The organism is Sinisalibacter lacisalsi, from assembly GCF_014640115.1.
GTDB lineage: Bacteria > Pseudomonadota > Alphaproteobacteria > Rhodobacterales > Rhodobacteraceae > Sinisalibacter > Sinisalibacter lacisalsi.
In genome coordinates this window covers 408,095-426,519 of the sequence record NZ_BMGI01000003.1, presented here as the reverse complement: position 1 = coordinate 426,519, position 18,425 = coordinate 408,095, and the positions used below count along the sequence as shown (strand labels likewise).

Genomic DNA, 18,425 nt, shown 5'->3' with positions numbered 1-18,425 from the left:
TTACTCGCGCACGATGATCGTGGTGTTCCTCAGGCCCACATCCTCCACCATCCGGTAGAAAACTTCCGCCTGCGCGGGATGCAGCCGCACACAACCGTTGGAGGCGCGCTGTCCGAGCATCCGGGTATCGGGATCGCCATGGATCGCGATATTGCCGTTGAAGAACACCGACCACGGCATCGGCACGTTGTAGATCGAAGAAACGTGCGTCGGAGAGAGGAAATCGGGGTAGAAGGCGCCGAGCGGCGTGGGCTTGCGCTCGATCCCGCTGGAGGCCACCCAATGATGGGTTTCCGGCGGACGGCCGTCCGCATAGCCGCGCACCGCCGTCACCCGCTGGTCGGAGATGTCGACCACCGCGAGCACCTTGTCGGGCCCCGGCGAGGGCAGCGGCTGCACCCGCTCGGCAACCGGCGGCGGCGGCAGGGTTTGCCCGGCGCCAGCGCCGGAGCTGCTGGTGGTCGCACCGGGCGCGCCGGGCGGCGTTTCGCAGCCCGCGAGCAGACCGACCGCCAACACCGCCACAACAGAACCGAAAAGTTTCATCACGATACCCCCCTATTGCACCACCGAGATCACGGTATTGGCCATGCCCACTTGCTGCACCTGCCGGAAGAAATGTTCGGCATGGGTCGGGTGCAATCGCACGCAGCCATGCGATGCGGGCTGGCCGAGATCGGCGATCTCGTAGCTGCCATGGATCGCCACATCGCCGTTGAAGAACACCGACCACGGCATCGGTGCGTCATCATACAGCGAGGAGCGGTGGTTTTTCGACAGCAAGAAGGGCCGGAACGTGCCAGTGGGTGTGGCGTATCCCGGCCGGCCCGTCGACACCGGCCAGCGCCAGACCTCCGCTTGCCCGCTCATCCGCGCGCGGGTCACCTCCACCTGCTGGTCGGAGATGTCGATCACCGCCGTCAATTCATCGGCCGAGCGCGCAGCTGCGGGCCGTGCGATCGGCTCGGTGCAGGCGGCGAGCGCCACAAGACCGAGCAGAAGGGCCAGGCCGCGCGGGGGGCGGAGGCGCATCGCCACGTCACGCCCTCCCCATCACTCCTGGACCACGATGTAGGTGTTGTCCTTGCCGTGGGCATAGACCATCTCGTAGAGCGTGCGCGCGCTTTCCGGGTGCAATCGCACGCAGCCGTTCGAGGCCGGTCGGCCCAGCGCCGCCGTCGAATAGGTGCCGTGGATAGCGTAATTGCCATCATAGAAGATCGAGAACGGCATCGGCGCGTCGTCGTAGAGCGACGAGCGATGGTTGCGCGAGAACCATTGCGGCTGATAGGTGCCCGCGGGCGTGATCTTGCCCCGCTTGGCGGTGGACACCGGCCAGGAATAGAGCCGGCGCCCGCCCTGCATCACCGTCATTTCCTGGTCGGACACATCAACGCGGATCACGATCTGGTTTGAACGGTTCGAGGTGGAAAGCCGCTCACTCGCCGGTGCGGCTGCGGCGAGGGCCGCGAGTATGGCGGTGGCGGCAAACCCGAGGCGCGCGGCGGACACAATACGGCTGGCAATGAAAATCATCTTGCAGACATCCCAAATTCCCCGGCCCAATGCTTAGGGGCCAGGGGCGGAATATCAACCGGTTTCAGGCCCGCGTGACGCCGAGGTGATCGCACCGTTGCCGAGCCGCAGCACCCGATCCATCCGCGCGGCAAGCTCGAGGTTGTGGGTGGCAATGAGCGCGGCCAGCCCGGTTTCACGCACCAGATCCATCAGCGTGGCGAAGACCGTTTCGGAGGTTTCGGGGTCGAGGTTGCCGGTGGGCTCGTCGGCCAGCAACAGCCGCGGCGCGTTGGCCAGCGCCCGGCAGAAGGCCACGCGCTGCTGTTCGCCGCCCGAAAGCTCGGCCGGGCGATGGCCCGCGCGCGGCGCCACGCCGACGCGCTCAAGCAGCATCTCGCCGCGCGCCCGCGCCTCGCCCATGCCTGCGCCGTTGACCAACTGCGGCAACACCACGTTTTCGAGCGCGGAGAACTCGGGCAGCAGGTGGTGGAACTGGTAGATGAACCCCACCTTCTCGCGCCGCACCCGGGTGCGCGCCCGGTCGGAAGCGTCGGTCATGTCGTCGCCGGCGATCCGCACCCGGCCCGCGTCGGGCGTATCGAGAAGCCCGGCGATGTGCAGAAGGGTGGACTTGCCTCCGCCCGAAGGCGCCACCAGCGCCACCACCTCGCCGGGCGCCAGCGCGAGCGACGCCCCGCGCAGCACGTTCACCTCCCCGGGCTTGCCCCGGTTGTAGATCTTTTCTACACCGTCGAGCGCCAGCACCGGTTCACTCATAGCGCAGCGCCTCCACCGGGTTCATCCGCGCCGCGCGCCGGGCGGGCAGCAGCGTGACGAGGAACGACAAGGTGAGCGAAAGCGCCACCGCCGAGCCCACGTCGCCCAGTTCGACCTTGGCCGGCAGGTTGTAGATGCCGCGCACGGAAGGATCCCACACCCCGCCGCCGGCGAGGTAATCGACGAGCGCGAAGATCGGGTCGATGTAAACCGCGAAGAGCACGCCCAGCACCACCCCGAAGGCGGTGCCGACAAGCCCGGTGGACGCGCCGACCAGGAAGAACACCCGCAACACCGAGCCCTCGGTCAGCCCCATGGTACGCAGGATCCCGATGTCGCGCCCCTTGTTCTTCACCAGCATCACCAGGCCGGAAATGATGTTCATCGAGGCGATCAGCACCAGCACCGAGAGGATGACGAACATCACGTTGTCCTCCATTTCGAGCGCGCGCAGGAATGACCCGGCAGAATCCTGCCACGTCCAGATCGCCGCCGTCTGCCCCACCGCCGCGACGATCGGGCCGACCAGCCGGTCGATCGCCTCGGGCTCGGCCACCATCACCTCGATCTCGTCGGCCAACCCCTCCTTGTTGAAAAAGCTCTGCGCTTCCTCGAAGGGCAGGTAAACCCGGGTCTGGTCGATGTCCCAGCGCCCCGCGGTGAAGACATAGACCACCTCGTAGGCGTTGACCCGGGGCGTGGTGCCGAAGGCAGTTTTCACCCCGTCGGGCGAGATGATGCGGATCCGGTCGCCCAGCGATACGCCGAGCTCGCGCGCCACCCCCGAGCCGATGGCGATACCCTCCCCGAAATCGTCGAGGTTGCCGAGACTGTCGTCGGGATTGGCGATGCGCGGGATGGTGGCAAGATCGGCGGGGCGGATGCCGAACACCTGCACGCCCGCGTTGGCGGCCTCCTTGTTGGCCATGACCTGGCCCTTGATCAGGGGAGCGGCGCGGATCACGCCGGGCACCGCGGCGATCTGCCCGGCCCAGAGATCGAAATCCTCGACCGCCCGGCTCGGCTGCCCCGCCTCGTTCATGTGCAGGCGCGAATAGACCGTCACGTGGGCATTGGCGCCAAGGATGGTATCGACGAACTCCGCCCGAAATCCGGTGCGCACCGCCAGCGTGATGATCAGCGCGGCCACCGCCAGGGTGATGCCGACGAGGCTGATCCACGTCATCACGCTCACGCCCCCCTCGGCGCGGCGCGCGCGCAGGTAGCGCCAGGCGATCATCCACTCGAAACGCGAGAACGGGGCGGTGCTCTTGGCCAAGATCATACCTTTCAGGTTTGCGGCAACCTGCGGCGCGGGCGCGCGAAGGTCAAGCGGGCGGTGCTCCTGGCGCCGCCGGGAGCGGGGGTTTCCCACCCCCGCACCCCCGGGAGGTATTTGAGCCAGGATGAAGCAGCAGGAATGAACCCCGCCCCCAAAAAAAACGACCCCGCCCCATCGGGCCGGTCTGCTGGCAGCGTGGGGCGGGGCTTCACCTTGGGCGGTCATCGGCTCTCCAGCCTGTCCCGCAATGCCGGTATGGACCCGTTAACCTTAATGCACGGTTAAGGCGCCCCTTCATCTTGGCGGAAATACTCCGGGGGGTGCGGGGGGCTGGCCCCCCGCCGGCGCCTAGGCCAATCGCCTGAGCGGCCTCAGGGCGAGGCCGAGGAGCAGCGTCACCAGCCCCCAGCCGGCGGCGAAACCGATCCCGGCGGCGACGAAGCCTTCCGTGGTCATCGGCATCGCGGGTTCGAAATCATCCCAGGTGCGCCGGGCGAGATCGGCGTCGCGGATGCGGTAGGCCTTTGCCAGCCGTTCGAGGGGTGCGGCGGCGGCGAGGGCCTGGTAATCGGCGTTGAGCCGTTCGTAGCGGTAGATCCGGCTGCGCATGTCGTCGCGCAGCCGGTTCTGGAACTCCGAGCCCCCCATCAGGCCCAGCGCCTCCTCGCGCGACAACCCCGCCACCCGCGCGGTGGTATCGAATGCGATGGTGACGGCTCGCAATTCGTCCACCGCGCCGGAGAGGCGCTGGACATATTGCTGCGAGAACGTCGGAAACTGCGACATCGCCACCGCGCCCGCGATGCCGCCCGCCAATGCCAGGATCCGCATCAGACTGCCCTTTCGACCTGCGCTTTTCTCCAACCTTGCGGCCCCCGGCCACGCCGGTCAAGCGCGGTGCCGCTCGCGGGCGCGAGCCTGCCGACGGGCGCGGGTCAGAGGTGGCCGGCGTAGATTTCCTTCAGACGCGTCACCGCCAGTTCGGGCGCCAGTTCCTCGCTCTCGCCCGAGCGCCGCGAGGTCAGTTCCACCACACCGTTCTTCATACCGCGCGGACCGACGGTGATCCGCCACGGCACCCCGACCAGGTCCATGGTGGCGAATTTCGCGCCCGCGCGTTCCTCGCGGTCGTCGTAAAGCGGCTCCAGCCCGGCGCTGACGAGGGCGGCGTAGAGGTCTTCGCAGGCGGCGTCGGCCTCGGCGTCACCCTGCTTGAGGTTCACGATCCCGGCGTGGAAGGGCGTGACGCCCTCGGGCCAGATGATCCCCTTGTCGTCGTGGTTGGCCTCGATGATCGCGCCCACCAGGCGCGAAACGCCGATGCCGTGGCTGCCCATGTGGACGGCGACCTTGTTGCCTTCGCGATCCTGCACCGTCGCGCCCATCGGCTCGGAATACTTGGTGCCGAAATAGAAGATCTGCCCCACCTCGATGCCGCGCGAGGTCTTGCGCCGCTCGTCGGGCAGCGCGTCGAACTGGGCCGCGTCGTGGGTTTCGTCTGTGCGGGCGTAGGGCGTCGTCCATTCCTTGCAGATCGCGGCGACCTCGTCCCAGTCGTCGTAGTCGATCTCGCGGTCGCCGAGGCGCAGATCGGTGATCGCGCTGTCATAGAACACTTCCGACTCGCCGGTATCGGCCAGCACCAGGAACTCGTGGGTGTCGTCGCCGCCGATCGGCCCGGAATCAGCGCGCATCGGGATCGCCTGAAGCCCCATTCGTTCGTAGCTGCGCAGGTAGCTCACCATGTGGCGGTTGTAGGCGTGCATCGCGCTTTCATAGTCGAGATCGAAGTTGTAGCCGTCCTTCATGAAGAACTCGCGCCCGCGCATCACGCCGAAGCGCGGGCGGATCTCGTCGCGGAACTTCCACTGGATGTGGTAAAGGGTGAGCGGCAGATCCTTGTAGGAACCGACGTGGGCGCGGAAGATGTCCGTGATCATCTCCTCGTTGGTCGGGCCGTAGAGCATGTCGCGGCCATGACGGTCGCGGATCCGCAGCATTTCCTCGCCGTAATCGTCGTAGCGGCCGGACTCGCGCCACAGGTCGGCCGGTTGCAGCGTGGGCATCAGCATCGGGATGTGGCCGGCGCGAATCTGCTCCTCGTGGACGATCTGCTCGATCCGGCGCAGCACCTTGAAGCCCAGCGGCAGCCATGAGTAGATCCCTGCGGTCTGCTGCTTGATCATCCCCGCCCGCAGCATCAGCCGATGCGAGGCGATCTGGGCCTCGGAAGGCGTTTCCTTCAGGACCGGCAGAAAATAGCGGGACAGGCGCATGGGAGCCTCACGTGGCTGGGGTTTCAATTCGCGGGCATCCTTAGCCGGGCGCGACAGGGCGGGCAAGAGCGGCGACGTGGGACCGCAGGCATACGAGCCGATCACGGCGCGTAACAGCCACGTGATGGCGGTGATCCCTTGTCACATCCCCCGGCGTAGCACTTGCATCTGACACACATTCCAGGAGGAAAACAGATGCTCAAGGTCAAGACCACCCTCGCCGCAACCGCCTTCGCGATCGCCGGCTCCGCCGCCTTCGCCGATAACCACGGCGGCATGGGCACCATCGTCGACATCGCCGCGGCCGACGAACGCTTCACCACCCTCGTCGCCGCCGTGACCGCCGCCGACCTCGTCGAGACCCTGTCGAGCGAAGGCCCGTTCACCGTCTTCGCCCCGACCAACGATGCCTTCGCCGCGCTGCCCGAGGGCACCGTCGAAGGCCTGCTCGAGCCCGACGCCAAGGGCGATCTGACCAACGTGCTGCTCTATCACGTGGTCTCCGGCAAGGTGATGTCGGGCGACATCGCGATCGGCACCACTGCCGTTCCCACCGCGCTCGAAGGTTCGAACGTCTGCGTCACCCTCGACGGTGGCGTGATGCTCGACGACGGCTCAGGCATGATGGCCAACGTGATCATCGCCGACATCGAAGCCTCAAACGGCGTGATCCACGTGATCGACAAGGTGATCCTGCCGGGCAACGACGTGAGCTGCGATTAAGTCCGGCTCTGCTGGCGCGGCTTCCCCTCGCCGCGCCATGACCGGGGCGTGTCCCGCGCCCCGGTCGCACCCCCAAACCGTCATGAAAATACGGTCACACCCCAGGGAGACACCATGAAATCCATCATCAAATCCGCCCTCGCCGCGCTCGCCCTCACCGGCGCCACCGCCTCGATGGCCAAGGCCGAAAACATCGTGGAGATCGCCGCCGCGGATGAGCGGTTCTCCACCCTCGTCGCCGCCGTGACCGCGGCCGGCCTCGCCGAGACCCTCTCCGGCCCCGGCCCCTTCACCGTTTACGCGCCGGTCAACGACGCCTTCGCCGCGCTGCCGGACGGCACCGTCGAGAGCCTGCTCGAACCCGAGAACAAGGGCCAGCTGACCAACGTGCTGCTCTACCACGTCGATGACCGCAAGCTTACCGCCGGGATGATCCCGCACGGCTCGAACTACTTCAAACCGATCCTCACCTCACACCGGCTGTGCATCACCAAGGATGCCTCGGGCGTGTCGATCGCCGATGGTTCGGGCGAGAGCGCCAACGTGGTGATCGCCGACATCATGGCCGACAACGGCGTGATCCACGTGATCGACAAGGTGCTTCTGCCCGGCGACCGGCCTGCCTGCCACTGACCATATCGGGCGACCCTGCCCTTCCTGTCGCCCGATCGGGGCGCGGACCACCTCCTCAGGGTCCGCGCCCCTCCTTTTCGAGGCGCGGCACGTGCCGCCCACGCCGCCCCGATCTCGGTGAAATGCTTGCGCCGTCAGCCCAAACAGGCGATGAGAGGGCAATGCTTTGAAGCGGGGCGCGCATGGCACTGCCGGTCGACAAACAGATGAGATACTGGGGCATCGCGACGGCCCTCTTTCTCGCCGCGTTGTGGTTTCTCGGCGACGTGATGCTGCCCTTCGTGCTCGGGGGCGCCGTTGCCTATTTTCTCGACCCGGTGGCCGACAGGCTTCAGCGCCTCGGCCTGAGCCGGATCCTTTCCACCGTCGTCATCACCCTCATCGCGGTGCTCGTCTTTGCCGCCGCCGCGCTGCTCGTGGTGCCCACACTCGTCAACCAGTCGATCGCCCTGGTCAACGTCGCCCCCTCCGTCGCGCGCGATGTGCAGGCCTTCCTCACCGAGCGATTCCCCTCGCTGATGGACGAGGGCTCGATCCTGCGCCAGTCGTTGAACACCCTCGGCACGACGATCCAGGAACGCGGCGGCGAGTTGATCAACGCCGTGGTTTCCTCGGCGCGCAACGTTCTCGGCGTGGTTTTTCTGATCGTGATCGTTCCGGTGGTGGCCTTCTACATGCTGCTCGACTGGGATCGCATGGTCGCAAAGATCGACGATCTGCTGCCGCGCGATCATGCGCCAACGATCCGTCGCCTTGCCAAGCAGATCGACATGACGCTTGCGAGTTTCATTCGCGGGCAGGTCACCGTCGGCCTGATCCTCGGCACCTACTACGCCATCGCGCTGATGCTGATCGGACTCGATTTCGGCGTGGTGATCGGCTTCGTCGCCGGGATCATCAGCTTCATCCCATACGTCGGCGCACTGGTCGGCGGCGCGCTCGCCATCGGACTGGCCCTGTTCCAGTTCTGGGGCGAGTGGTGGATGATCGGCGGCGTCGTGGCCATTTTCGTGGCAGGCCAGTTCTTCGAGGGCAACATCCTGTCACCCAACCTCGTTGGCTCGTCTGTCGGGTTGCACCCGGTCTGGCTGATCTTCGCGCTCGCAGCCTTCGGCTCGCTGTTCGGCTTCGTCGGGATGCTGGTGGCGGTGCCGGTCGCGGCCGCCATTGGCGTGATCGTCAGGTTCCTCGCGGAACGCTACAAGGAAGGGCGGCTCTACAAGGGGCTGTCGGACGGGTCGCTCACCATCGGGCAGGAAGACCAAACGCCCGGGGACGACGCCTGACCATGGCTCGCCAGCTCACCTTCGACCTTCCCCAGCGCGAAGCCCGGGGACGCGGCGACTTCTTCGTTTCCGCCGCCAACGCCGCGGCCCTCGCCGCGATCGACGGCTGGCGCACATGGCCGGGCCGCAAGCTCGTGATCACAGGTCCGCCCGGCGCCGGAAAAAGCCATCTCGCCGCGCTCTGGGCCGAGGAGGCCGGGGCCGAGGTGATCCCCGCCGAGGCACTGAGCGCCACCAACCCCGCCATTCTGGCCGGGCGCAACGTGGTGCTCGAAGACGCCGAGGCGCTGGCGGGCAACACCGAGGCCGAGGCCGCCGCCTTCCACCTGCACAACATCGTTCTGGCCGAGGGCGGCAGCCTTCTGGTCACCGCCGCCACCGCGCCGAGCCGCTGGGGGCTTGCGCTGCCCGATCTCGCCAGCCGGATGGAAGGCACGCCCGTGGTGGCGATAGAACCACCCGACGAGGCGCTGCTGGCCGCCGTTCTGGTGAAGCTTTTCACCGACCGCCAGATCGACCCGCCGGAAACCCTGATCCGCTACCTCCTGCCCCGGATCGACCGCTCCTTCGCCGCCGCACGCGCCATCGTGGAGGCGCTCGACACCACGGCGCTTGCCGAAGGCAAGCCGGTGAGCCGCGACCTCGCCCGCCAGATCCTCGAAGCCCAGGACGAGCTGTTCTGAACGCCGAAAGCGGCGCGCCGCCGGTGGCGTATCGACCCCTTACGGCACGCTGGATTTCCCCCCGGCAAAAGCGCATAACGTCACCTGACCGTTACGAAAACACGCGATACGGAGCCATGACCATCGAGACCGCATCCCCCCCGCTCAGCGCCGACTATCTCGAAACCGATTTCCCCGACCCGGTCGCGCTGGACCCGGAGGAGATCGCCGGGCCGAAACGCTTCTTCAATCGCGAGCTGAGCTGGCTCGGGTTCAACTGGCGCGTGCTGGAAGAAGCCGAGAACCCGCGCGTGCCGCTGCTGGAACGGCTGCGCTTTGTCTCGATCTCGGCCACCAACCTCGACGAGTTCTACACCGTGCGCGTCGCGGGTCTGCGCGAGCTGGCCAAGGAGGGCAACATGACCCCCTCGATGGATGGCCTCACCCCGTCGGAGCAACTCGTGCTGATCAACGCCGACGCGCGGCGGCTGATGGCGCATCAGCAGGTGGTGTTCGATCAGCTTTCGTCGGAGATGCAGCGCGAGGGGATCGTGCTGTGCACCCGCGAGACGCTCTCGGACGAAGATCACGCGCATCTCGAACAGGTTTTCCTCAACCGCGTCTTCCCGGTGCTCTCGCCCCTGGCGATCGACCCGGCTCACCCCTTCCCCTTCATTCCCAACACCGGCTTCGCGCTGGCGCTGCAGCTCGAACGCAAGTCCGACAAGCGCAAGCTGCAGGCGCTGCTGCCGGTGCCGCACCAGATCAACCGCTTCGTGCGGCTCCCCGCCGCCGAGGGCGTGGCGCGGTTCCTGCCGCTGGAGGAACTGCTGCTGCTGTTCCTCGACACCTTGTTTCCCGGCTATGTCGAGAAAGGCAATTGCGCCTTCCGCGTGCTGCGCGACAGCGATCTGGAAGTCGAGGACGAGGCCGAGGATCTCGTGCGCGAATTCGAGACCGCGCTGAAGCGCCGCCGCCGGGGCGAGGTGGTGAGGATGAAGATCAGCACCGGCGCACCCGCCGACCTGCGCGAAATGGTGCGCCGGGAGCTGCACGTGATCGAGGAGGAGATCGTCGAGGTCGAGGGGCTGATCGGCATGGCCGATCTTGCCGAACTGGTGCTCGACGAGCGCCCCGACCTGCTCTGGCCCTCCTACACCCCGCGCGTGCCCGAGCGCGTCGAGGATCACGGCGGCGAGATGTTCGCCGCGATCCGGCAGAAAGACCTGCTGCTGCACCACCCTTACGAGACCTTCGACCTCGTGGTGCGCTTCCTCGCCCAGGCCGCGCAGGATCCCGACGTGGTGGCGATCAAGCAGACGCTCTACCGCACCAGCCGGGATTCCCCCATCGTCTCGGCGCTGTGCGAGGCCGCCGAGGCGGGCAAGAGCGTCACCGCGCTGGTCGAGCTCAAGGCCCGGTTCGACGAGGCCGCCAACATCCGCCAGTCGCGCCGGCTGGAGCGGGCGGGGGCGCACGTGGTCTACGGGTTCATGAACTACAAGACCCACGCCAAGATCTCGACGGTGGTGCGCCGCGAGGGTGACGACCTTGTCACCTATACCCATTTCGGCACCGGCAACTACCACCCGATCACCGCGAAGATCTACACAGACCTCAGCCTCTTCACCTGCGATACGGCGCTCGGCCGCGACGCCACCCGGGTGTTCAACTACCTCTCCGGCTACGCCCAGCCCGAAAAGCTCGAGAAGCTCGCGATCAGCCCGCTGTCGCTGAAATCGACGCTGATCGAGCGGATCGAACGCGAGGCGAAATATGCCGAGGACGGCAAACCCGCCGAGATCTGGGCCAAGATGAACAGCCTGATCGAGCCCGACGTGATCGACGCGCTCTATGCCGCGAGCCAGATGGGCGTGAAGATCACCCTCGTGGTGCGCGGAATCTGCGGGCTCAGGCCCGGGATCAAGGGGCTATCGGAGAATATCCGGGTGAAATCCATCGTCGGCCGCTTCCTCGAACACAGCCGGATCGTCTGTTTTGGCAACGGTCACGGGCTGCCGTCGAAAAAGGCGAAGGTCTACATCTCGTCGGCCGACTGGATGGGCCGCAACCTCAACCGCCGGGTGGAGACGCTGGTGGAGGTATCGAACGCCACGGTGAAGGCGCAGATCGTAAGCCAGGTGATGGCGGCGAACCTGCACGACGAGGCGCAATCCTGGGTGATGCAGCCCGACGGTTCGTTCCTAAGACCAGACCTCACCGGCAACGACACGCCCTTCAACTGCCACCGCTTCTTCATGGAATACCCCTCGCTCTCGGGCCGTGGCTCGGCCGGCGCAGCGGACGTGCCAGAACTGGCCCACAGCCACGATTGAAGCGGCGAGAGCGGGCACTGGCCTGAAGTGGTCCCCTTCGCACGCCGGCCGGACCCGCGCCGAAGCGGCTGCCATGCCTTTTTTGCCCGCACCGCCCCAGCATATCACCGACGCCAGCGCAAGGACGCACGCATTGCCCCACGCGGCTTCGTTTGCGATAACCGCTCTGGACAGTCCCGGGGGAATCATGGACGGAACCGACGAACAGCATTGGGGCCCATTCGGCCGGCCCCTGTTCGAGGATCCCTCGGCGCGGGCGCTTTCCCGTGTGGGCGTGCTTGACGTTGGCTCGAACTCGGTGCGCCTGGTGGTGTTCGACGGCGCGGCGCGGTCGCCGGCCTATTTCTTCAACGAGAAGATCCTCTGCGGCCTTGGTGCCGGGCTTTCCGAAACCGGGCGGCTCAACCCCGAGGGGCGTGTGCGCGCCATGGCGGCGATCAAGCGGTTCAAGCTTCTGGCCGAGGGCATGCACCTGCCGCCGCTCTCGGCCGTGGCCACCGCTGCGGTGCGCGACGCCGAAGATGGCGCCGAATTCCGAGCCGAGGTGGAACGAGAAACCGGCATCCGGCTCTACGTCATCGACGGCGAGGAGGAGGCCCGGCTTTCGGCGCAGGGCGTGCTGCTCGGCTGGCCGGAAGCGGATGGGCTGATGTGCGACATCGGCGGCTCGTCGATGGAACTGGCCGAGATTTCCGGCGGGCAGGTCGGCCGGCGGCTCACCTCCGATCTCGGGCCGCTCAAACTCTCCGGCATGAAGGGCGGCAAGAAAGGGCTGAAAGCGCATATCAAGGCGGTGATGGAGGGCCTCACCGGCGAGATCGGCATCCGGCCCAAGCGCCTCTACCTCGTGGGCGGCTCCTGGCGCGCGATCGCCAAGCTCGACATGCTCCGCCGCGACTACCCGCTCTGGGTTCTGCACGAATACCGGATGACACCCAAGGAACTGGGCAAGACGCTCGACTGGATCGCCCGGGCCGATCTTGAGGAGTTGCGCCAGAAAACCGGCACCTCCGGCGCGCGGATGGCGCTGGTGCCGATCGCCGCGCTGGTGCTCAAGCGGCTCGTGCGCACCTTCCAGCCGCGCGAGATCGCGATCTCGGCCTATGGCATCCGCGAAGGGCTGCTTTACGAGCAGATGCCCGACCGGCTGCGCATGCGCGACCCGCTGATCGAAGCCTGCCGCTTCGCCGAGCAGAAAGACGCCCGCATCCCCGGCTTCGGCAAGGGACTCTACGAGTTCCTCTCGCCGCTCTACAACGGCGCCAGCCCGTCGCGGCTCCGGATCGTGCACGCCGCCTGCCTGCTGCACGACGTCAGCTGGCGCGCGCATCCCGACTACCGCCACGAGGTCACCTTCGAGGCCGCCACCCGGGCCAATCTCGGCGGACTCACGCACCAGGAGCGGGTGTTTCTCGGCGTCGCGCTCCTGCATCGCTACAAGTCGAGCCGCGCGAATTGTCATTTCTCGGATGTCTTTACCATCCTGCCCGAAAGCGAACTGGCCAAGGCAGAGGTTCTGGGCAAGGCGATGCGGTTCGGCGCGATGCTGGCGGTCGACAAGCCGCACGAGAAGGCGGCGCTGCGCTGGCGGCCGAAGAAGCGAGAATTGCACCTCGAGATCGACCGCGACGCCGCCGACCTGCTCGGCGAGGTGGCGCGGGCACGGTTCGACGCTCTGGCACAGGCGCTCGGCGCCGAAGCGGTGGTGAAAATCCGCGGCTGAGCCCTCAGATCTCGGTTTCGTCCGGTCCCGGCGGCGGCTTGCGGCGGATGATGATGTCGCCGTTCGGCAGGCGCTCGGGCGGTTCGTATTGGCTGAGGTCGTCCAGCCAGTCCACCAGCTTGCTCCAGCCTTCCGCGCTTTCGGCCAGGAGCCCGCGCAGGAGCAGCTTCATACCTTCCGACAGCATCTCTGCGCCCTCGGACAATTCGGGGCTGGCCGGGGGCGGCGCGTCGTCCTGCGCCCAGACCCCGGCCGGCGCGATCACGAGCGTGGCCGCCATGGCGGCGGCAAGGATTGGCGAGGAGCGTTTCATGGATTGAATGTGGGTACGGCCGGCCCGCCTGTCAAATCGCAATCGGTCTACAGCGCGAGATCCAGCGTGACGGGGAAATGATCGGAGGCCGCAAGCAATGCCTCGCGCAACTCGGGCGTCTTGTAGCAATCGGGGTCGTCGAACGGGTGCCAGATCCGCCAGCGGGGGTCGGCCTTGGCGCGCAGGTCGGGCGAAACCATCACGTAATCGAGCAGCGCCTCGAGGTAACGCTCCTCCTGGTGGATGTAGAAGCGCGCGGTGACGGGAACCGCCCCGACGCGCCGGGAAAACGCAAGCCGGGCGTTCGGGTCGTAGAGCCTCAGGCTGCCTTCCTCGCCCATCACCACTTCCACCCCGGAACGGCCGAACAGCTTTTCGTATTCGTCGAGCCCGGGGCCGTCGTTGAAATCGCCCAGAACGATCAGCGGTTCCCCGGCTTCGAGGTGCTGGACCACCCGCTGGCGCAGCCAGACGCATTGCGCAAGCTGCTTGCGGCGATTCTCGATCCCGAGCCGCATCGCCTCGTCGGGCGTTTCCGCGCCGATCGGGGCTTTCGACTTCATGTGCACCCCGATCATCCGAAACCGGCGGCCGGTTTCCTTCAGCGTCATCAGCGCCTCGAGCGGCGGTTTGGAGAAGCGGATCAGCTCCGGCTGCGCGTCGGCGTCGATGTCGAAGCGAAACACCCCGTCGAAGCGCGGGGCGTCGCGCGCGCCCTTCTTGCCGGTCTCGTCGCCCTGCGGATCGTGCACCGCGTCGAACACATCGGGATTGTAGAGCAACGCGATTTCCTGCTGGGTGTCGTTGCGGAAACCGAGCAGCGCCTTGCGCGCGCGCAAGCCATAGTGATGTGCGAAAGCCTCCAGCGCGCGCACGGTGGACCGGCGGCGGTTGTCGTCGGGGGCTTCGATGACCATCACCGCATCGGCGTCCATCGCGGTGAAGACGATCCCGAGCGAGGCGAGTTGGTCGCCGCGCTTCACGTCCTGCCGGGCAGACCAGTCGTGATCTTCCAGAAGCCCGCCATCGTCATCGAACAACGAATTGAACCACTCGATGTTGTAGGTCGCGATACGCAGCATGGTTCAGGCCCCGGCCCCGACGCGCCCGCTCTGCCGGGCTGCATTCGAGTAGAAGGCTAGGGAACGCCACGGCCCATGGCAAGGACGGCCGCCTGTCGGTTGCCCCGCCGCGATCAGGATTGCAGCGCCCGCCGCACCGCCTCCACGTGCGGCGCGACCGCGCCGCCGCGGGTTTCGACGTTGAGCCGGAGCAGCGGCTCGGTGTTGGACAGGCGCAGGTTGAACCGCCACGCGCCCATGTCGAGGCTCAGCCCGTCGGTTTCATCCACGCCATGCGCCCGGGGCTCGAACGCGGCCCGCACCCGGGAAAGCGCCGCCTCGGGATCGTCGAGGCGGAAATTGATCTCGCCGGAAGACGGGTGGGCCGCCCGTCGCGCCGCCACGAGCGGGGCCAGCGGCCCGTTCCGGCTGACCAGTTCGGCGATCAGAAGCCAGGGGATCATCCCCGAATCGCAATGCGAGAAATCGCGGAAATAGTGATGCGCCGACATCTCGCCGCCGTAGATCGCGCCCTCGGCGCGCATCGCCCGCTTGAAAAAGACATGGCCCGTCGGGGTCGCCACCGCCCGCCCGCCGGCGCGGGCGACGATCTCGCGCGTGTTCCAGATCACCCGGGGGTCGTGCAGGATGGTCGCCCCGGCCTCGCGCGACAGGAACACCTCCGCGAGCAGGCCGACCACGTATTCGCCATCGACGAAGCCACCGAGATGGTCGAAGAAAAAGCAGCGGTCGAAGTCACCATCCCAGGCCACCGCGAAATCCGCGCCATGGGCGACGACGGCCGCCGCGGTGTCGGGCCGGTTTTCGGGCAGGAGCGGGTTCGGTATGCCGTTCGGAAAGCGCCCGTCGGGGGCGTGATACATGCGGGTGAACCTGAGCGGCGCGCCGCGCGCGGCAAGCGCCTGCGCGATGGCGTCGAAGGTCGGCCCCGCCGCGCCGTTGCCCGCGTTGACGAGGATGTGCAGGGGGGCGAGGCGAGCGACGTCGACGAACGAGAGCACCCGCTCGACGTAGGCGCTGCGCGCTTCGCGCGCCACGTCGCGCAAGGCGCCTCCCGGCCGGGCCGGGCCGAAGTCGTTTTCCTCGGCCAGCGCCTTGATCCGGGCCAGCCCGTTATCCTGCGCAAGCGGGGCGGCCCCTCGGGCCACCATCTTCATCCCGTTGTAATCGAGCGGGTTGTGCGAGGCGGTGACGCAGATCCCGCCGTCGGCGCCGAAATGATCGGTCGCGGCATAGGTCTCCTCGGTGCCAGACAGGTCGAGATCGAGCACCTCCACGCCCTCGTCGCGCAGCGCCCGCGCCACCGCGTCGGCGAGCATCTCGGACGAGGGCCGCACGTCGCGCCCCAGAACCACCCGCCGGGCATCGAGCACCCGGGCAAAGCCGCGCCCGATGCGATAGGCGATGCCCGCATCCAGCTCGTCCCCGAGCCGGCCGCGGATGTCGTAAGTCTTGAAACAACTCAACCCGGCCATCAGCCCGCCTCGGCGCGGAGCCGCGCCGCCGCCGCCTGCAACGTCGCATCCGCGAGGTCGGGCAGCTCGAACGTGGCCATCCGTGGCGCATCCGCGCGCGAGATCCGGGCATAACGCGGATCGTAATGCTCCACGATCAGCGCCTTGCACAGATCGGTGAACGCGCCGGCGCCGGCTAGCGCGCGCCATTCGTCGACACGCTTGTGCCCGTGATAGCGCACGAGCTTCGAGAGCACCGCGTCAAGCTTCTCCGGGTCGCGGACCATGTCGTCGTATTCGTCCACGAGATGCCCGGCGCGCGCCTCGAGCGGAGCGGATATGTCGACCCGCGGTGCGGTGATCATCGCGGTCCAGAGCGAGGGCGGCAAACGCAACGCACCGATCTTCGAGCTTTCGGCCTCAACGAACACCGGCCGCGCGGGATCGAACCCGATGATGCGCGTTGCCAGCGCGCTCTCGAAGCCCTTCTGCGCCGGCTGTCCGCCCGCCATCGCGCCGAACACGGACCCCCTGTGCGCCGCGAGGCCCTCGAGGTCGATCACCTGCGCCCCCTGCCCCGCGAGCGCGTGGAGGAGGCGGGTCTTGGCGGTGCCGGTGCCGCCGTCGACCACCACCAGCCTGAGCGGCAGCGGAGTTTCGTAGAGCATCCGCACCACGAGCGCGCGGTAGGACTTGTAGCCGCCCTTGATGGTGTCGACGCGCCAGCCGATCTCGCGCAGGATCGCCGCGAAAGATCCCGAGCGCTGCCCGCCGCGCCAGCAATAGAGCAACGGCCGCCAGCCACCGGGCTTTTCGGCGAGCGCCCCTTCGAGATGCGCCGCCGCATTGCGCGCCACCAGGGCCGCGCCGACCTTGCGGGCGCGAAACGGCGCCTCCTGCACGTAGATCGTGCCCACCCGCGCGCGCTCCTCGTCCGACAGCACCGGCAGGCTGAGCGCGCCGGGCACATGGTCTTCGGCGTATTCGGCGGGCGAGCGCACGTCGATGATATCGTCGAAGGGGAGGCTGGCGAGATCGCTCAGCGCGGTGAGGGTGATCGGCATGAGCCATGGCCTGTGCTGGGGTTTGGCCAGTCCTAGCGCGTCGCGCCCGGCTTCGCCAGTGCCGCTTCCCCTCCGCGCACGGTTCGGGTATGGGGAGGCCAAAGGAGATCACCGATGCGCCTTGCCCTCGCCACCGCCCTTGCCTGCCTGGCCCTGCCCGCCTTCGCCCAGACGTCCGGCGCCGGGGGGTGGACGCTGATCTCGGTGGGCGGGATCGCCGCCGAACCCGGTGGCAGCATCGCGTTCGCGGCCGATGGGTCGGCGTTCGGCTCGACCGGGTGCAACCGGTTCCAGATCAAGGCCGTCGCGGCGCTGGGGGTTCTGACCTTTTCGGAAATCGGGGCAACCACCAAGATGGCCTGCCCCGGCGCGCTCGATGAGCAGGAAGAACAGGTGCTCTCGGCGCTCAGCGGCACCGTGGCCGTGGCCTATGACCCGGTTGGCGAGCGCATGATGCTGATCCCGCAGGAAGGTGCGCCGGTGCTCGGCTTCGTGCGCGCCGAATAGGCCCCCGCGCAGACCCGCGCCCATGGCGCCAGGTTCACCGCAGCACCGCCCCGGCTTCGTCATAGACGCGTTGCAGCGTGATCACCTCGCCGCGCGTGCCCCACGGCATGATCGTGAAGCCCTGCGCCGAGAACCCGTCGAAGATCCGTTTCACCACGCGGGGCGGGTATTTGCCGGTGTGGATCTCGAGGATCAGAAGCCGCACGCAGTCGGGCCAGTCCTGCTCGCAGAACTCCGCTTCGGCGCCTTCCACATCCATCACCACGATCGTCGGCCGGCACTCGGCCAGCAGTTGCGAGAGTTTCAGCGCCGGAACCGTGACCATCTCCGCCTGCCCGGCCTCGTGCCCGGCGAGCGCCGAGGCCCAGAACGCGCCGGTGACCGCGAAGCTGACCGTATCGCCTTCATGGCCGTCGGGCACCACCGCGGCATGGATCAACCGCGCGGCCCGCGCGCCGTTTTCGTCGAGATTGCTGCGCAACACCTCCTGCAGCACCGGCGAGGCCTCGACCGAGACCACAGCCTCGCCGCCGACCACCTGCGCCGCCAGCGACGAGATGAATCCCACGCCCGCGCCGATATCGAGCACACGATCCTCGGGTGTGACGTGGCGGGTGAGCGCAAGGCGCTCGTTCCACTCGTAATTTCCGCTTTCCAGCGCCTGCCGGAGTTCGGCGTTCATCGCCTTTCCCGGCACCCTGAGCTTGACCCCGTGCACCTCGTAACGCGCCATTCCCACCGCCCTTCGCCCGCCGCCTTGGCATTCCCTTCGGGCTCGCCTAGTTTGTC

At 67.5% G+C, this 18,425-nt stretch carries 19 protein-coding genes; 7 read left to right on the top strand and 12 right to left on the bottom strand.

Annotated elements, in window-relative coordinates:
• The 7 genes from IEW01_RS11560 to proS all read right to left on the bottom strand — a co-directional run bounded on the left by IEW01_RS11560 (position 1) and on the right by proS (position 5,853).
• A complete protein-coding gene (locus tag IEW01_RS11560; RefSeq protein ID WP_188527781.1) occupies positions 1 to 546 on the bottom strand; it encodes a L,D-transpeptidase in 546 nt (181 codons plus the stop codon).
• A gap of 12 nt (positions 547 to 558) precedes the next feature.
• Positions 559 to 1,032, bottom strand: a complete 474-nt coding sequence (locus tag IEW01_RS11555) for a L,D-transpeptidase (RefSeq protein ID WP_188527983.1) — start codon at positions 1,030 to 1,032, stop codon at positions 559 to 561.
• Positions 1,033 to 1,053: 21 nt separating this feature from the next.
• Entirely contained in the window at positions 1,054 to 1,536 is a 483-nt protein-coding gene (locus IEW01_RS11550; protein ID WP_188527780.1) for a L,D-transpeptidase, read from the bottom strand.
• Positions 1,537 to 1,590: 54 nt separating this feature from the next.
• On the bottom strand, positions 1,591 to 2,295 hold the full coding sequence (locus tag IEW01_RS11545; RefSeq protein WP_188527779.1) for an ABC transporter ATP-binding protein: 705 nt from the start codon (positions 2,293 to 2,295) through the stop codon (positions 1,591 to 1,593).
• Positions 2,288 to 3,574 carry a lipoprotein-releasing ABC transporter permease subunit gene (locus tag IEW01_RS11540; RefSeq protein WP_188527778.1) on the bottom strand — a complete coding sequence of 429 codons (1,287 nt, stop codon included), beginning with the start codon at positions 3,572 to 3,574 and terminating at the stop codon, positions 2,288 to 2,290. The genes IEW01_RS11545 and IEW01_RS11540 overlap by 8 nt, the downstream gene beginning before the upstream one ends.
• 351 nt (positions 3,575 to 3,925) lie before the next feature.
• Positions 3,926 to 4,408 carry a DUF2937 family protein gene (locus tag IEW01_RS11535; protein WP_188527777.1) on the bottom strand — a complete coding sequence of 161 codons (483 nt, stop codon included), beginning with the start codon at positions 4,406 to 4,408 and terminating at the stop codon, positions 3,926 to 3,928.
• Positions 4,409 to 4,512: 104 nt separating this feature from the next.
• Positions 4,513 to 5,853, bottom strand: coding sequence for a proline--tRNA ligase (gene proS, locus IEW01_RS11530; RefSeq protein WP_188527776.1), 1,341 nt, complete (start codon positions 5,851 to 5,853; stop codon positions 4,513 to 4,515).
• A 195-nt stretch (positions 5,854 to 6,048) separates the two neighbouring features.
• Between proS and IEW01_RS11525 the strand changes: the two genes are divergently transcribed.
• From IEW01_RS11525 to IEW01_RS11500, 6 genes are all read left to right on the top strand, one after another.
• The gene (locus tag IEW01_RS11525; RefSeq protein WP_188527775.1) at positions 6,049 to 6,576 is read left to right on the top strand and encodes a fasciclin domain-containing protein; all 528 of its coding nucleotides are present in this window, start codon (positions 6,049 to 6,051) and stop codon (positions 6,574 to 6,576) included.
• A 114-nt stretch (positions 6,577 to 6,690) separates the two neighbouring features.
• Positions 6,691 to 7,209, top strand: a complete 519-nt coding sequence (locus IEW01_RS11520) for a fasciclin domain-containing protein (protein WP_188527774.1) — start codon at positions 6,691 to 6,693, stop codon at positions 7,207 to 7,209.
• Between the two features lie 182 nt (positions 7,210 to 7,391).
• Positions 7,392 to 8,495, top strand: a complete 1,104-nt coding sequence (locus IEW01_RS11515) for an AI-2E family transporter (protein ID WP_188527773.1) — start codon at positions 7,392 to 7,394, stop codon at positions 8,493 to 8,495.
• Between the two features lie 2 nt (positions 8,496 to 8,497).
• On the top strand, positions 8,498 to 9,178 hold the full coding sequence (locus tag IEW01_RS11510) for a P-loop NTPase family protein (protein ID WP_188527772.1): 681 nt from the start codon (positions 8,498 to 8,500) through the stop codon (positions 9,176 to 9,178).
• Positions 9,179 to 9,294: 116 nt separating this feature from the next.
• The gene (locus tag IEW01_RS11505; protein ID WP_188527771.1) at positions 9,295 to 11,493 is read left to right on the top strand and encodes an RNA degradosome polyphosphate kinase; all 2,199 of its coding nucleotides are present in this window, start codon (positions 9,295 to 9,297) and stop codon (positions 11,491 to 11,493) included.
• 187 nt (positions 11,494 to 11,680) lie between these two features.
• Positions 11,681 to 13,216, top strand: a complete 1,536-nt coding sequence (locus tag IEW01_RS11500; RefSeq protein ID WP_188527770.1) for a Ppx/GppA family phosphatase — start codon at positions 11,681 to 11,683, stop codon at positions 13,214 to 13,216.
• A gap of 4 nt (positions 13,217 to 13,220) precedes the next feature.
• Here IEW01_RS11500 and IEW01_RS11495 read toward each other — a convergent pair whose 3' ends face one another.
• From IEW01_RS11495 to mnmH, 4 genes are all read right to left on the bottom strand, one after another.
• The gene (locus tag IEW01_RS11495) at positions 13,221 to 13,529 is read right to left on the bottom strand and encodes an AAA+ family ATPase (protein WP_188527769.1); all 309 of its coding nucleotides are present in this window, start codon (positions 13,527 to 13,529) and stop codon (positions 13,221 to 13,223) included.
• Positions 13,530 to 13,576: 47 nt separating this feature from the next.
• Positions 13,577 to 14,611 (bottom strand): endonuclease/exonuclease/phosphatase family protein, encoded by a 1,035-nt coding sequence (locus IEW01_RS11490; RefSeq protein ID WP_188527768.1) that lies wholly within the window; start codon positions 14,609 to 14,611, stop codon positions 13,577 to 13,579.
• Positions 14,612 to 14,724: 113 nt separating this feature from the next.
• The gene (locus tag IEW01_RS11485; RefSeq protein WP_188527767.1) at positions 14,725 to 16,086 is read right to left on the bottom strand and encodes a phosphohexomutase domain-containing protein; all 1,362 of its coding nucleotides are present in this window, start codon (positions 16,084 to 16,086) and stop codon (positions 14,725 to 14,727) included.
• Entirely contained in the window at positions 16,086 to 17,129 is a 1,044-nt protein-coding gene (gene mnmH / locus IEW01_RS11480) for a tRNA 2-selenouridine(34) synthase MnmH (RefSeq protein WP_188527766.1), read from the bottom strand. The genes IEW01_RS11485 and mnmH overlap by 1 nt, the downstream gene beginning before the upstream one ends.
• A 114-nt stretch (positions 17,130 to 17,243) precedes the next feature.
• On the opposite strand from mnmH, the gene IEW01_RS11475 reads away from it, so the two are divergent.
• Positions 17,244 to 17,636 (top strand): META domain-containing protein, encoded by a 393-nt coding sequence (locus IEW01_RS11475; RefSeq protein ID WP_188527765.1) that lies wholly within the window; start codon positions 17,244 to 17,246, stop codon positions 17,634 to 17,636.
• Between the two features lie 34 nt (positions 17,637 to 17,670).
• Here the strand turns inward: IEW01_RS11475 and IEW01_RS11470 are convergent, their stop codons facing one another.
• The gene (locus IEW01_RS11470; RefSeq protein WP_188527764.1) at positions 17,671 to 18,369 is read right to left on the bottom strand and encodes an FkbM family methyltransferase; all 699 of its coding nucleotides are present in this window, start codon (positions 18,367 to 18,369) and stop codon (positions 17,671 to 17,673) included.
• Between the last annotated feature and the right edge of the window lie 56 nt (positions 18,370 to 18,425).

Coding starts and splice junctions, on each gene's coding strand:
- IEW01_RS11515 (WP_188527773.1), top strand. CDS start 7,392: ATGGCACTGCCGGTCGACAAACAGATGAGATACTGGGGCATCGCGACG.
- mnmH (WP_188527766.1), bottom strand. CDS start 17,129: ATGCCGATCACCCTCACCGCGCTGAGCGATCTCGCCAGCCTCCCCTTC.
- IEW01_RS11535 (WP_188527777.1), bottom strand. CDS start 4,408: ATGCGGATCCTGGCATTGGCGGGCGGCATCGCGGGCGCGGTGGCGATG.
- IEW01_RS11555 (WP_188527983.1), bottom strand. CDS start 1,032: ATGCGCCTCCGCCCCCCGCGCGGCCTGGCCCTTCTGCTCGGTCTTGTG.
- IEW01_RS11505 (WP_188527771.1), top strand. CDS start 9,295: ATGACCATCGAGACCGCATCCCCCCCGCTCAGCGCCGACTATCTCGAA.
- IEW01_RS11560 (WP_188527781.1), bottom strand. CDS start 546: ATGAAACTTTTCGGTTCTGTTGTGGCGGTGTTGGCGGTCGGTCTGCTC.
- IEW01_RS11485 (WP_188527767.1), bottom strand. CDS start 16,086: ATGGCCGGGTTGAGTTGTTTCAAGACTTACGACATCCGCGGCCGGCTC.
- IEW01_RS11525 (WP_188527775.1), top strand. CDS start 6,049: ATGCTCAAGGTCAAGACCACCCTCGCCGCAACCGCCTTCGCGATCGCC.
- IEW01_RS11475 (WP_188527765.1), top strand. CDS start 17,244: ATGCGCCTTGCCCTCGCCACCGCCCTTGCCTGCCTGGCCCTGCCCGCC.
- IEW01_RS11545 (WP_188527779.1), bottom strand. CDS start 2,295: ATGAGTGAACCGGTGCTGGCGCTCGACGGTGTAGAAAAGATCTACAAC.
- IEW01_RS11500 (WP_188527770.1), top strand. CDS start 11,681: ATGGACGGAACCGACGAACAGCATTGGGGCCCATTCGGCCGGCCCCTG.
- IEW01_RS11495 (WP_188527769.1), bottom strand. CDS start 13,529: ATGAAACGCTCCTCGCCAATCCTTGCCGCCGCCATGGCGGCCACGCTC.
- IEW01_RS11470 (WP_188527764.1), bottom strand. CDS start 18,369: ATGGCGCGTTACGAGGTGCACGGGGTCAAGCTCAGGGTGCCGGGAAAG.
- IEW01_RS11520 (WP_188527774.1), top strand. CDS start 6,691: ATGAAATCCATCATCAAATCCGCCCTCGCCGCGCTCGCCCTCACCGGC.
- IEW01_RS11490 (WP_188527768.1), bottom strand. CDS start 14,611: ATGCTGCGTATCGCGACCTACAACATCGAGTGGTTCAATTCGTTGTTC.
- IEW01_RS11550 (WP_188527780.1), bottom strand. CDS start 1,536: ATGATTTTCATTGCCAGCCGTATTGTGTCCGCCGCGCGCCTCGGGTTT.
- IEW01_RS11510 (WP_188527772.1), top strand. CDS start 8,498: ATGGCTCGCCAGCTCACCTTCGACCTTCCCCAGCGCGAAGCCCGGGGA.
- proS (WP_188527776.1), bottom strand. CDS start 5,853: ATGCGCCTGTCCCGCTATTTTCTGCCGGTCCTGAAGGAAACGCCTTCC.